The following is a 12428-nucleotide window of genomic DNA, read 5'->3' as shown; positions in this document are numbered from 1 at the left end:
AGATCGTAAACAGGTTCTAAGCCAAATAAAAGAGTAAAACAGCAAAAGACACCAAGGCAACATCGCCGTTCATTGCGGCCCTGTTGCGATGTCACAGGCGGCAATACGCTGCCGGATAGCACTTGGACTGCTGCCGGACACGCCGCCCGCCCCGCTGCCCTGGCCCTGTTCCCCTGCGTCATATAGCCGATGCGCCGCCTGTCGCAAATTAGCGACCGGCAAGGCGCCCCGGGCTTGTCAAGCACCACGCCCGTCGCTACATTGGGCTTTTGGAAGGACACACAATGCCCTCTGAAGTTGCCGCGAAATCTGTCGATCCCGCGTCCGCGCCAGCCTCATCCCTTGCGCCATCCGCCGCTTCGTCCATTTCGTCCGCCTCGTCCATTTCCTCCGCTGCGTCCGCTTCCGCCGCTTCCACCTCGCCCCGCCATATCCGCCTGACCTCGCACTCCAGCGGCCAGGGCGCACTGTCCATTCACTGGAGCGCGGCCAGCGCGGCTGAACGCGGGCCGGTGGTGGGCACCACCACGCGGCGCAGCCACCGCAACGTCATCGGCACGCACAGCGGCTCCTACAGCGTCTACCGCGCGCTGGCCATCGCGTCAGGCGCTCTGTCGCGCCAGCACAGGGCAGACCTCACCAACACCACGCCCACCGACCTGATCGGCCCCTATCCCCAATGGAGCGAACCCGGCCGCATCGTTTCCCTGGACCCCTGGGGCGCCGCGGTGGCCGACGTGTTTTCCGCCGAGTTGGCCGCCGGCTACGACATCCGCCCGACAATCGCCATCACCAAGGCCCATGTGATCCTGCCTGAAGTCATTGAGGCGCTGCAGTCGGGGCGCCTCAAGGCCGACGGCAAGTACCTGACTGACGGTGGCGCCGCCATGGTCACGAAGGCCGCCATCGAGCCCGTCTGGTATTTGCCCGAGGTGGCCCGGCGCTTTGGTTGCAGCGAAACCGACTTGCGCCGCGTGCTGTTCGAGGAAACCGGCGGCATGTACCCCGAACTCGTCACCCGCAGCGACCTGGAGGTGTTTTTGCCCCCCATCGGCGGGCAGACCGTCTACATCTTTGGCAACCCGCAGGACCTGGCCAACCCCGCCATTGAACTGACAGCGCGGGTGCATGACGAATGCAACGGCTCGGACGTATTTGGCTCGGACATCTGCACCTGCCGCCCTTACCTCACCCACGCCATCGAGGAATGCATCCAGGGTGCGCAGCGCGGCGGCGTGGGCCTGGTGGCCTATTCGCGCAAGGAAGGCCGGGCGCTCGGCGAGGTCACCAAGTTCCTGGTCTACAACGCGCGCAAACGCCAGGTGGGCGGCGACACCGCCGACCAGTACTTCGCCCGCACCGAATGCGTGGCCGGCGTGCAGGACATGCGTTTTCAGGAGCTCATGCCCGATGTGCTGAGCTGGCTGGGCGTGCGCAAGATTCACCGCCTGGTGTCCATGAGCAACATGAAGTTCGATGCCATCATCAAGGCCGGCATCGAGATCGGCGAGCGCGTGAATATTCCGGACGCGCTGATTCCCGAAGATGCGCGCGTGGAAATGGATGCCAAGATGGCCGCAGGCTATTTCACGCCGGGGCCGGTGCCCGACGCCGAAGAGCTCAAAAAGGCCAAGGGACGGGAACTTGATACCTGAGCCCCCAATTTTACGGACGCATCAGCCATGAAAAAAATAGCTGGTGACGCCCAACTGCTGTCGGCTGCGGCCGAACTGCGTTCTACAGAAACGATACGGACGCGGGCCCGCGCCCTGCTCGAACGGGCACGCCGCGGCGAGTCGGCCTGGTTCACGGTCAACGACGGGGCGCTGGACACCGCCGCCGTACTGGTCGCCGAACTGACCCGCGCCCGCTACCCGGATCTCAAGATTCCGTACCACAGCCGCTGGCGGCACTTTGAAGCCGGCGGCGTGGACCGGACCGGCCAGTTAAACGCGGCGCTGGCACAGGTTTCGGCGGCTGAACGGGCACGCGCCCAAATCGACCTGGCCCTGGTCAGCGTGCTGCTGGATGCCGGCGCCGGCCCCGACTGGACCTACCGGGAGCCCGCGCAGGCGGAACACCCCGGGCACGAATACAGCCGGTCGGAAGGTCTGGGCGTGGCCAGCTTTCATGCCTTCATGGCTGGCCTGTTTTCCAGCGATCCATCACTGCCATTGCAGGCCGACACCCAGGGACTGAAAGCCGTCACGGCCGAACGGCTGGGCCAGGCCTTTCAGGTCACAGCCAGCAATCCGCTGGTGGGCCTGGAGGGGCGTGCAGCGCTGCTGCGCCGCCTGGGCCAGGCACTGCAGGATCAGCCCGCCCTGTTTGGCCAGCCGGGGCGACCCGGCCACCTGTTCGACCTGCTGGTTAAACAACAACCACAGCAATCGTTCAAGGTTGAGACGGAACAAACAAAGACAGATCAGGAACAACGGCCCGCCGTTCACGCACACGAGCTGCTGTCGGTGCTACTGACGGGTCTGGCACCCATCTGGCCCGCGCAGAACGCCATTGAAAACATTGCGCTGGGAGATTGCTGGCGGCACGCCGCGGCTTGCAGTGGCAGTGCGACCAAGAGTGCGGCCAATGGTGTGGTCGGCAGCGCTCCGGCCAGCCTCAGCGACGGCTGGATGCCTTTTCACAAACTGTCGCAGTGGCTCGCCTACTCGCTGCTGGAGCCGTTTGAATGGGCTGGCATTCGCGTGCAAGGGCTGGACGCGCTGACCGGGCTGCCCGAATACCGCAACGGCGGCCTCTTCCTGGACGCCGGCGTGCTGCGCCTGAAGGATGAGTCGCAGGCCGGGCAACTGCATGGCGCCGGCGATGAGCTGATTGTGGAATGGCGCGCACTGACGGTGGCCCTGCTGGACGAACTTGCACCGCTGGTCCGCGAGCAGTTAGGATTGACTGCCGAGCAGATGCCGCTGGCCTGCGTGCTTGAAGGGGGGACCTGGGCCGCCGGGCGGGCACTGGCACAGCAACTGCATGGCGGCCAGCCGCCCCTGAACATCGAGAGCGACGGCACCGTCTTTTGAAGCAATAGCTTGAATCAAGAATAAAGCGCATCACAACATGACCACTCGCAGCGACAAAGTCCACGTCATTGACCACCCGCTCGTGCAGCACAAGCTCACGCTGATGCGGCGCAAGGACGCCTCCACCAACACCTTTCGCACCCTGCTGAACGAGCTGAGCTTGCTGATGGCCTACGAGGTCACGCGCGACATGCCCATGCAGGAGATCGAGATCGAAACGCCGCTGGAAACAATGACGTCCAGGGTCATCGATGGCAAAAAACTGGTCTTCGTTTCCATCCTGCGTGCCGGCAACGGCATCCTGGAGGGCATGCTCAGCGTGGTGCCCGGCGCGCGCGTTGGCCATGTGGGCCTGTACCGCGACCCGAAAACGCTGACTGCGGTCGAGTACTACTTCAAGATGCCGCACGACATGCAGGAACGTGACGTCGTTATCGTCGACCCCATGCTGGCCACGGGCAATTCCGCCATTGCAGCCGTCGACCGGCTCAAGGAACTCAACCCGAAGTCCATCAAGTTCGTCTGCCTGCTGACCTGCCCGGAAGGCATCGCCGCCCTGCAAAAAGCCCACCCAGACGTGGCCATCTACACCGCGGCCATCGACCGCCAGCTCAACGACCACGGCTACATCCTGCCCGGTCTGGGTGATGCGGGCGACCGTATCTTCGGCACCAAGTAGCCGTCAGGCAACCGCTAGCAATCGCCAGGCAACCGTCAGGCAGCCGCTACACTCCCCGCATGTTTTTACCTACGTTTGCACGGCGCGCCGCCGGCGCCGCGCTGCTGGGCCTTGCCAGCCTGTTTTGCCCGGCTATTCAGGCCGCCCCCTACACCCCCGCCAGTGATTCAGAAGTCGTCGAGCGCCTGCCCGGCCGGGCCAGCGATCCGGCGCTCAGGCGTGTCGAGTCGCTGCGCCGGCAACTCGCTGCGCGGCCGGAAGACGCCATCCTGCGGGTAGAAATCGCGCGGCGCTATTTCGACATGGCCATGGCCCAGGGCGACCCGCGCTACGTGGGTTACGCCTCTGCGACGATCGCTCCGCTGGCTCCGCCGGCTGCGGCCGGGTCCGGCTACTGGCTGCTGCATGGGCTGATCCAGCAATACAGCCACAACTTCGAAGGCGCTCTGGCCAGCCTGGCCAAAGCCAGCCAGCTGGACCCCGCCTCGCCCGAGCCCCTGTCCTGGCGGGCCGCCGTCTTCATGGTGCAGGCGCGCTACGCTGAAGCCCTGGCCGACTGCGAGCGGCTGACGCCGCTGGCCGAGCCGTTGCTGGGCGCGGGTTGCATCGCCTATGTACGTGCCACCACCGGCCAGCTCGAGGCCGCCTTCGGGCAACTGGCCACCGCTGGCAAGGCCGCACCGCAGACCTCACCCGAGTTGCTGCTGTGGCTTGACACCCGGCTGGCAGAAATGGCGTGGCGGCTGCAGCGCCACGACGCCGCGGAGGGCTACTTCCGGGATGCACTCAAGCAAGGCATCACCGACCAGTTTCTGCTGGGAGCCTATGCAGACTTCCTGCTGGCACACCAGCGACCGGCAGAGGTGCTGAAACTGCTGGCCGGGTGGGAACGCTCCGACGTCCTGCTGCTGCGGCTGACGCTGGCAGGCGCCGCCGCAGGCGACACGCGCGCTGGCGACTGGGCCGGGCAGCTGCGCGAGCGCTTCCAGGCGGCTGCGCAGCGCGGCGACCGGCTGCACGAGCAGGAGGCGGCGCGCTTCGAGCTTGACATCGAACACAACGCCGCCAAGGCGCTGGCACTGGCGGCCCGCAACTACCTGGTCCAGAAAGAGCCGCGCGATGCCGAAATCCTGATGCGTACCGCGCTCGCCGCCGGCCAGGCCAAGGCCGCACAGCCCGCCCTCGACTGGCTGCGCACCAGCCGCTACGAAGATCCGGCATTTGACAAACTCGCCACGCAGCTGGCCGCCCAGGGAGCCACACGATGAAGCGCGGCCTTGTGAAGCGCTTCCTTGTGCTGCTGGCCGCCCTGCTTTTGCAAGTCTTGCAAGGCACGGCCTGGGCCCACAAGCCTAGCGACAGCTACCTGACCCTGCGCGCCGCCTCCGGCAGCAGCGATATTGCCGTGCGCTGGGACATCGCCCTGCGCGACCTCGACTATGTGCTGCAACTCGACCGCGACGGCAATGGCGAACTGACCTGGGGCGAAGTCCGGCAGCGCAGCGACGAGATCACGCGGCTGGCCATCAACCGGCTGGAGCTCACCGTGGCTGACAAGCCCTGCGCCTGGGTCACTAGCAGCCCGCTCGCGCTCGACAGGCACAGCGACGGCACCTACGCCGTGCTCAGCCTCACCGCGCAGTGTGCCAACCTATCCGGCGTGCTCAAGGCGCGCTATTCCCTGCTGTTCGACGTGGACCCGTCCCACCGGGGCCTGGTGCAATGGATAGCGCCCGGCACCGAGAGCGCCCAGGCGCTGGTCTTCGGCACCGACTCGGCCGAGCAGTCACTGGCGCTGCAACCCGCCGGCGCCTGGCAAACCCTGCGCCAGTACCTGCTCGATGGCGTCTGGCATATCTGGATCGGCTACGACCACATCCTGTTTCTGCTGGCGCTGCTGCTGCCGTCCGTGCTGATGCGGCGCCAGGGCCAATGGGAACCCGCCCCCCGGCTGGGCGGCGCTGTCAAAGAGGTGGTCAAGGTGGTCACGGCCTTCACGCTGGCCCATTCCATCACACTCAGCCTGGCGGCGCTGCAGATCATCAGCCTGCCCTCGCGGCTGGTCGAGTCAGCCATCGCGGCCTCGGTGGTCGTGGCGGCGCTGAACAATCTGCGCGGCACGATTGAGGGCCGGCGCTGGGTGATGGCCTTCGTGTTTGGCCTGCTCCATGGCTTCGGTTTTGCCTCGGTGCTGGCCGACCTGGGCCTGCCGCAAAATGCGCTGGTGCTGGCGCTGGTGGGCTTCAATGCCGGCGTGGAAGTGGGCCAGCTGGCCATCGTCGCCGTGTTTTTGCCGCTGGCGTTCTGGCTGCGCGCCACAAAGTTCTACCGCGTGGGCGTGCTCAAGGTCGGCTCACTGTTGGTGGCCATGCTCGCAAGCTGGTGGCTGGTGCAAAGGCTGTTTGATCTGTAGTATCGTTTTTGGCATTGCTCTGTGGTCCGCCAGCGATGGCGCAGGCGCTGAGGAAACCCTGCCCCGAGGGTGACGATAAAACCAGCACGGTGTGGCGCGCTGGCTGGCAGCAGCTCTCCCGTTCCACTGACCACTGACCACTGACGCATTCCATCCTCGGGGGTTTCATGCTCGATTTACTGATCACCAACGCGACGCTGCCGGACGGCCGAACCAGCATGTCTGTTGCCGTGCAGGGCGGCCGCATCACCGCGGTGGAGCCTGGCCTCAGCGCCCCCGCCCATGAAACGGTAGACGCAGGCGGCTACCTGCTCAGCCCGCATTTTGTGGACCCGCACTTCCACATGGACGCCACCCTCAGCTACGGCCTGCCGCGTGTCAACGAGAGCGGCACCTTGCTCGAAGGCATCGCCGTGTGGGGCGAGCTGAAACCCACGCTGACGGCCGACGCCATCATTGAACGCGCCCTCACCTACTGCGACTGGGCCGTCGCCAAGGGCCTGCTGGCCATTCGCAGCCATGTGGACACCAGCGACCCCAGCCTGCTGGCTGTGGACGCGCTGCTGGAAGTCAAGAAACAGGTCGCGCCCTACATCGACCTGCAACTGGTCGCCTTCCCGCAAGACGGCGTGCTGCGCACCCAAGGCGGTGTTGAAAACCTCAAGCGCGCGCTGGACAAGGGCGTCGACGTGGTCGGCGGCATCCCCCACTTCGAACGGACCATGGCCGACGGGGCGGCGAGCGTGAAGCTGCTCTGCGAAATCGCCGCCGAGCGCGGCCTGCTGACAGACATGCATTGCGACGAGTCCGACGACCCGCTGTCGCGCCACATCGAAACGCTGGCCTTTGAAACCCAGCGCCTGGGCCTGCAAGGCCGCGTCAACGGCTCGCATTGCACGTCAATGCACAGCATGGACAACTACTACGTCAGCAAGTTGATTCCGTTGATAGCCGAGTCTGAGGTCAGCGTCATCGCCAACCCGCTCATCAACATCACCCTGCAAGGCCGCCACGACACCTACCCCAAGCGCCGAGGCATGACCCGCGTGCCCGAACTGATGGCCGCAGGCGTCAACGTTGCCTTCGGCCACGACTGCGTGATGGACCCGTGGTACGGCATGGGCAGCGGTGACATGCTGGAGGTGGCGCACATGGGCCTGCATGTGGCGCAGATGACCAGCCAGAAAGGCATTCGCCAATGCTTCGACGCGGTGACGACCAATGCGGCCAAGGTAATGCACCTGCAAGGCTATGGGCTGGAGGTGGGCTGCGATGCGAGTTTTGTGCTGCTGCAGGCGCGGGACGCGATTGAGGCGATTCGGCTGCGGGCGAATCGATTGAAGGTATGGAAGAAGGGAACGCTGCTGGCCGAGACGCCAGCGGCCACGGCGCAGTTGCGGATGACACTGCGATCACCAGCAACCAGCTTTATGCCTTCCCGGTAGTGTCTTCGCTGCCCGGGGCTTTGTTGGCCAGATCTTTGGCCAGGTGCGGCAGGTACTCCCGAACCAGCGTCTCCACCATGTCCGCCTGCGCCAGGTCCTTGGACTTCTTGAGGGGCTCGCGATGGATATCTTTGGAAAGCTCGCGCTTGATCCGGGCAAAGTCCAGTGGATGCACAGTGCGCATGCGCGCCATGGCGCCATTCACGCCGACCACAACCTGATCGAAACGGGGCACAGACAACAGCTTTTGCCCCATGGAGGCGCGAACAGGCCACAGATCCCCTTCGTCGGGTGTCAGCTGAAGCGGGTGTTCCGTCATGTCTTCCGGATCCGGCGGAAATCGGCGAATCAGGTCAATCTCGTAGCCTGAGGCGTTGCGCGCGGTGGAGTTGTCCAGTTCATCACGCTCAAAGGTCTTGTCGACCTTCTTCAGGATGCCGAGGAAGGACATCTTGCGGTCCTTCATCACTTCCATAAAGGCCGCTCTCCTGACGGTGTCGAAGAGCAGGTCAGCGTCCTGGGTGGCCATCACATCGCTTGGGAAACGCACACCCGCGGCGGTCTCGTAGGCAAACAGCGCGTGGGTTCCCACCACCAGAAAATGCTCAGCCACCCCGTAGCGCATCATCGCGTTGAGCACCTCAATCAGGATGTCCGGCGTTCGCCCCAGACGCAGCGCCTTGTTCATGCGCCTGTATTCCTCCGCCTTTTCCCGCAGAGTCTTTAGCCGAGCCTCAACCTCGGCTTTTCTTGTGGTGAACCGTTCATACTTCAACTCGTTCTCGGGTGAAGCGGGTCCGTGAGACCGCTGCCTGGAGTGAGCCGAGAGCGAAATAAGGTAGCGGCCGCCATCCTGCTCCCGCCAGAACATCGAGCCCCTGTGGCGAATAGCCTCCGCCTCCGCCTGCTCCAGCGCGGAGAAAAGCATCTCGGCATCGATGAGTTGCCGTTTTTGCTGCTCGTTCAGCTCATAAAAGGAATTCAAGCGCGTCTTCAATGTAAATATTGATTCTTCCAATTTACCTTGAAGAGTCTTAAACTTCAAGCTAAATTCATTAAATTACACTTTTACATTGAAGAAATCTGACTACGGGCGTCACCTTCGCCTTCGGCCACGCCACTGCCACTACAACTAGGCGTTGACTGAGCCGATGAACGATTCCGGGTAACGCAGGCCCGCAGCGGCATCGGGCGGAAATGCCTGGTCCAGCTCGGCCAGTTCTGCCTTGCTCAGTTCAAGGTCGAGAGCGGCGATATTCTGGTCAAGATACGTGCGCCGCTTTGTGCCGGGGATGGGAATGATGTCCTCGCCTTGAGCCAGCACCCAGGCCAAAGCCACTTGTGACGCCGTCGTGCCCTTGGCCCCGGCCAGTTGCTTCACCTTTTCCACCAGCTCGAGATTGCGGTTGAAGTTTTCACTCTGGAAACGCGGCGAAAAACGGCGACGGTAGTCGTCGGCAGGAATATCCTCCGGCTTTGAGAACGCGCCGGTGAGGAAGCCACGGCCGAGCGGCGAATAAGCTACCAGGCTCACCCCATGCTTGCGGCAAGCGGCCAATGTGCCGGTTACTTCCGGGTCGCGCGTCCACAGCGAATACTCGCTTTGCAAGGCGGCGATGGCATGCACCTTGCAGGCACGCTCGATAGTGGCAGCCGATGCCTCGGAAAGGCCAAGATAGCGCACCTTTCCGGCCTGCACCAGTTCAGCCATCGCGCCCACGGTGTCTTCGATCGGCACGGTCTTGTCGACGCGGTGCTGGTAATAGAGGTCAATCTGCTCAATGCCCAGGCGCTTGAGGCTGGCGTCGCAACTGGCCTTGACATATTCGGGGCGGCCATTGACCCCCCGCGCCGCCTCGTTGGCCGGGTCGCGCGACATGCCGAACTTGGTCGCCAGAAACACATCCTTGCGGCGTCCGGCAATGGCCTTGCCGATGAGCAGTTCGTTGGTGTGCGGCCCATAGACGTCGGAGGTGTCGAGGAAATTGAGGCCCTGGTCCAGTGCGTGGTGAATGGTGGCGACGGACTCCGCATCGTCGCGGTTGCTGTAGAAGTCGCTCATGCCCATGCAGCCGAGGCCGATGGCGGAAATGGCGGGGCCGTTGCGGCCGAGGGTGCGGGTTTTCATGGTGTTCCTTCTGAAAATATTGAGTTGGGGAATGTCAAAAAAATGGGAAGGGCCAGCGTTTCAGGCACGTTTGGGCATTGTTCGCAGCTCCTGGTAGATGCGAATCTTCTTGCGGATGTATTGAAGCGTTTCACCGAGCGCGCGCATGTCTTCCTCGACCCGCCGGGCATGCTCTTCCAGCAGGGTTTGCCGCTCGGCCAGGCTGTGGGGCGCCTGCCCCTGGCGCAGCAGCTGCGCGTAACGCTGCATGTCGCGCATGGACATGCCGGTGGCACGCAGGCGCACCAGGAACTCCAGCCAGCGCATGTCAGTGTCGCTGTAGCGGCGCGCGCCGCCGCGGCGGTCCACGGGCGCAATCAGGCCGATCTGCTCGTAGTAGCGCAGGGTGTAGGCAGTTAAGCCGGTGGCCTTGGCGGCCTCGGCGATGCTCAGAGATGTGCTCATGCCGTTACTGTAAAACTTCGAGTGCACTCGAAGTCAAGCCATTATTTTTCTGCCTGGATACATGGCGCGAGGGGCGGTTTGGATGGACCTGTGATGCGGCGTGCTGCGACTACATGCCGGAGGTGGCACACATGGGCCTGCATGTGGCCGAAACGGCAGAGATGGTGGCGAGCTTGACCGTCGCCAACCGACCCGCCAAGACCGCCTTCTTCAAGGTAAGTTAAGAACTTCCAGCTTTCACCTTGAAGAGCATGCTTCTCAGGTTCTCAAGCCACCGGCAACACGATGTCGACCCGCCCGCCGCCCATCGAGCCGCGTGTGAGCTTGAGTTCCCCCTGGTGACTGGCCACCAGGTCGCTCACCACGGCCAGCCCGACGCCGTGCCCGGGCACGCGCTCGTCTCCCCGCACGTGGAGCCGCAGGGCGGACTCCGTGTCGCTGAACCCGGGGCCATCGTCCTCGATGCGGATGCACAGGCGCCCTGCTTCGCGCCACACCCGCACCATGATGCGGCTGCGCGCCCACTTGGCCGCGTTGTCCAGCAGGTTGCCCAGCATCTCGAACAAGTCGCCCTCGTCGATGCGCCAGGCCAGGTCGGGCGGGCACTCGACGCTGAAGTCCAACGCCCTTTCGGCATAGACCTTGGCCAACGCGTCGCGAATGCGCTCCAGGATCGGCGCCACCAGAAGCGGCGGCGCAAAGCGCGCGGCGCCCCCCGCAATGGCGCGCCCCAGCTGGTGCTGCACGATGTCGTCCATGCGGCTCACCTGCTGGGCCACCGTTGCTGGTAGTTGCGCCGGCTCGGCCAGGGCGCTGCGCAGCACGGCCAGCGGAGTCTTCAAGCTGTGGGCCAGAAAGCTCAGCGCGTCGCGATGCCGGGTCTGGCGCTCGCGCTCCTGCTGGATCAGGGTGTTCAGGTTGTCCGTGAGGCCCGAGATTTCGGTGGGGTAGCGGCCCTCGATGCGCGATTGCTCACCCTCTTCGATGCGCCGGATCTCGCTGGCCACGCGCCGCAGCGGTGCCAAGCCCCACCGCAACAGCCACAGCTGGGCCAGCAACAGCAGCACGGCGGCGCCGCCCAGCCAGAGCCACAGGGTGCGGGTAAAGGTGCCAACCTCGCGGTCGAAGGCCGCGCGGTCTTCCAGCACCGTGAGCACCAGCGGTGCCTCACGCGCGGAGGCCTTCCAGGTGACGGCATAGCTGACCGACAGGAAGGACCCACCGGCCCCATCCACCGTCTCGTTGCGCCATTGACCGGGTTGCAGGCTGCGCCGGAACGGCGGCGGAAAGCCCAGGGTCGAGGCTGACTGCCACTGATCCCCCCGCAACACGTTGTAGATACCGGCGTACAGGCCAGACCCCGGCAGCGAGAGGCGCGGCTCCGCAAACTCGGGCGGCATCACCAGCGCACCGCCGGCATCAAGTTCGGCAGCTGCCAGCAGCAGGTAGACGGTGCTCTGCAGCCGGCCAAAGTGGACGGTGCGCACACTGTCCTCATGGGCACGCTGCACCGCCAGCCCCGCACCGGCCATGAAGGCCAGCAGCACCAGCGCAGCCCCCAGAAGCAGGCGGGCGCGGATGGAGTAGCCGGCCTTCATTCCAGGGTGAACCTGTAGCCCCGCCCCCGCACGGTGTCGATGGGGCCGAGGCTGCCGTCCGGGTCGAGTTTGCGCCGCAGCCGACCCACCAACACCTCCAGCACGTTGCTGTCGCGGTCTTCCCCGTGCGGGTACAGGTAGTCCGACAGCGCCTGCTTGGTGACGATGCCCGGGCGCTGGCGCACCAGATACTCGAGCAGGCGGTACTCGAACGCCGTGAGCTCCAGCACCGCGCCATTGAGCCGCACCGCCTGCGCCGACAGGTCGATGCTGAGGGGGCCGAGCGTCAGCACGTCAGAGGCCGTCTTGAGCGAGCGCCGCAGCAAGGCCTTGAGCCGCGCCGCCAGCTCCGGGTATTCGAAAGGCTTGACCAGGTAGTCGTCGGCCCCGGCCTCCAGCCCCACCACTTTGTCTTGCCAGCTGCCGCGTGCGGTGAGGATCAGGATGGGTATGGCACGCCCCTCCTGGCGCAGGCGCTGCACGATGGTCAGCCCGCTCAGCTTGGGCAGCCCCAGGTCGACGATGACCAGGTCAACCGGGTACTCGCGCGCCAGGAACAGGCCCTCTTCGCCGTCCTTGGCCTGGTCGACCCGGTAGCCATCGGCCTCCAGCTGGCGGGCCAGGGTGAGCCGCAGCGCGGCATCGTCCTCGATCAGTAACAAGCGCATGGGTTAAAGCTGCCG

At 64.7% G+C, this 12428-nt stretch carries 11 protein-coding genes; 6 read left to right on the top strand and 5 right to left on the bottom strand.

What is annotated here, in order from left to right; all coding sequences use genetic code 11:
* Positions 1–284 precede the first annotated feature (284 nt).
* The 6 genes from AC1DUB_RS18940 (at position 285) to AC1DUB_RS18915 (ending at position 7575) form a co-directional block, all read left to right on the top strand.
* On the top strand, positions 285–1655 hold the full coding sequence (locus tag AC1DUB_RS18940; RefSeq protein WP_477730801.1) for a GTP cyclohydrolase II: 1371 nt from the start codon (positions 285–287) through the stop codon (positions 1653–1655).
* A 27-nt stretch (positions 1656–1682) separates the two neighbouring features.
* Positions 1683–3038 carry a URC4/urg3 family protein gene (locus AC1DUB_RS18935; protein WP_477730800.1) on the top strand — a complete coding sequence of 452 codons (1356 nt, stop codon included), beginning with the start codon at positions 1683–1685 and terminating at the stop codon, positions 3036–3038.
* Between the two features lie 37 nt (positions 3039–3075).
* Positions 3076–3717, top strand: a complete 642-nt coding sequence (gene upp / locus AC1DUB_RS18930; protein ID WP_477717287.1) for a uracil phosphoribosyltransferase — start codon at positions 3076–3078, stop codon at positions 3715–3717.
* A gap of 59 nt (positions 3718–3776) precedes the next feature.
* Positions 3777–4985, top strand: a complete 1209-nt coding sequence (locus AC1DUB_RS18925) for a hypothetical protein (RefSeq protein WP_477730799.1) — start codon at positions 3777–3779, stop codon at positions 4983–4985.
* A complete protein-coding gene (locus tag AC1DUB_RS18920; RefSeq protein WP_477717289.1) occupies positions 4982–6130 on the top strand; it encodes a HupE/UreJ family protein in 1149 nt (382 codons plus the stop codon). The genes AC1DUB_RS18925 and AC1DUB_RS18920 overlap by 4 nt, the downstream gene beginning before the upstream one ends.
* A gap of 167 nt (positions 6131–6297) precedes the next feature.
* Positions 6298–7575, top strand: coding sequence for an amidohydrolase family protein (locus AC1DUB_RS18915; RefSeq protein WP_477717290.1), 1278 nt, complete (start codon positions 6298–6300; stop codon positions 7573–7575).
* Here the strand turns inward: AC1DUB_RS18915 and AC1DUB_RS18910 are convergent.
* From AC1DUB_RS18910 to AC1DUB_RS18890, 5 genes are all read right to left on the bottom strand, one after another.
* The gene (locus tag AC1DUB_RS18910; protein ID WP_477717291.1) at positions 7559–8560 is read right to left on the bottom strand and encodes a nucleotidyltransferase family protein; all 1002 of its coding nucleotides are present in this window, start codon (positions 8558–8560) and stop codon (positions 7559–7561) included. The two genes, AC1DUB_RS18915 and AC1DUB_RS18910, sit on opposite strands and share 17 nt — an antisense overlap.
* 147 nt (positions 8561–8707) lie before the next feature.
* A complete protein-coding gene (locus tag AC1DUB_RS18905; RefSeq protein WP_477717292.1) occupies positions 8708–9703 on the bottom strand; it encodes an aldo/keto reductase in 996 nt (331 codons plus the stop codon).
* A 60-nt stretch (positions 9704–9763) separates the two neighbouring features.
* Positions 9764–10147 carry a MerR family transcriptional regulator gene (locus AC1DUB_RS18900; protein WP_477717293.1) on the bottom strand — a complete coding sequence of 128 codons (384 nt, stop codon included), beginning with the start codon at positions 10145–10147 and terminating at the stop codon, positions 9764–9766.
* A 266-nt stretch (positions 10148–10413) separates the two neighbouring features.
* A complete protein-coding gene (locus AC1DUB_RS18895; RefSeq protein ID WP_477730798.1) occupies positions 10414–11745 on the bottom strand; it encodes an ATP-binding protein in 1332 nt (443 codons plus the stop codon).
* Positions 11742–12413, bottom strand: coding sequence for a response regulator transcription factor (locus AC1DUB_RS18890; RefSeq protein WP_477717295.1), 672 nt, complete (start codon positions 12411–12413; stop codon positions 11742–11744). Before AC1DUB_RS18890 ends, AC1DUB_RS18895 begins: the two co-directional genes overlap by 4 nt.
* Positions 12414–12428 lie beyond the last annotated feature (15 nt).

It is taken from the genome of Polaromonas sp. P4_F9 (assembly GCF_056401235.1).
This window is presented reverse-complemented; position numbering and strand designations above follow the sequence as displayed.

Coding starts and splice junctions, on each gene's coding strand:
- AC1DUB_RS18940 (WP_477730801.1), top strand. CDS start 285: ATGCCCTCTGAAGTTGCCGCGAAATCTGTCGATCCCGCGTCCGCGCCA.
- AC1DUB_RS18935 (WP_477730800.1), top strand. CDS start 1,683: ATGAAAAAAATAGCTGGTGACGCCCAACTGCTGTCGGCTGCGGCCGAA.
- upp (WP_477717287.1), top strand. CDS start 3,076: ATGACCACTCGCAGCGACAAAGTCCACGTCATTGACCACCCGCTCGTG.
- AC1DUB_RS18925 (WP_477730799.1), top strand. CDS start 3,777: ATGTTTTTACCTACGTTTGCACGGCGCGCCGCCGGCGCCGCGCTGCTG.
- AC1DUB_RS18920 (WP_477717289.1), top strand. CDS start 4,982: ATGAAGCGCGGCCTTGTGAAGCGCTTCCTTGTGCTGCTGGCCGCCCTG.
- AC1DUB_RS18915 (WP_477717290.1), top strand. CDS start 6,298: ATGCTCGATTTACTGATCACCAACGCGACGCTGCCGGACGGCCGAACC.
- AC1DUB_RS18905 (WP_477717292.1), bottom strand. CDS start 9,703: ATGAAAACCCGCACCCTCGGCCGCAACGGCCCCGCCATTTCCGCCATC.
- AC1DUB_RS18900 (WP_477717293.1), bottom strand. CDS start 10,147: ATGAGCACATCTCTGAGCATCGCCGAGGCCGCCAAGGCCACCGGCTTA.
- AC1DUB_RS18895 (WP_477730798.1), bottom strand. CDS start 11,745: ATGAAGGCCGGCTACTCCATCCGCGCCCGCCTGCTTCTGGGGGCTGCG.
- AC1DUB_RS18890 (WP_477717295.1), bottom strand. CDS start 12,413: ATGCGCTTGTTACTGATCGAGGACGATGCCGCGCTGCGGCTCACCCTG.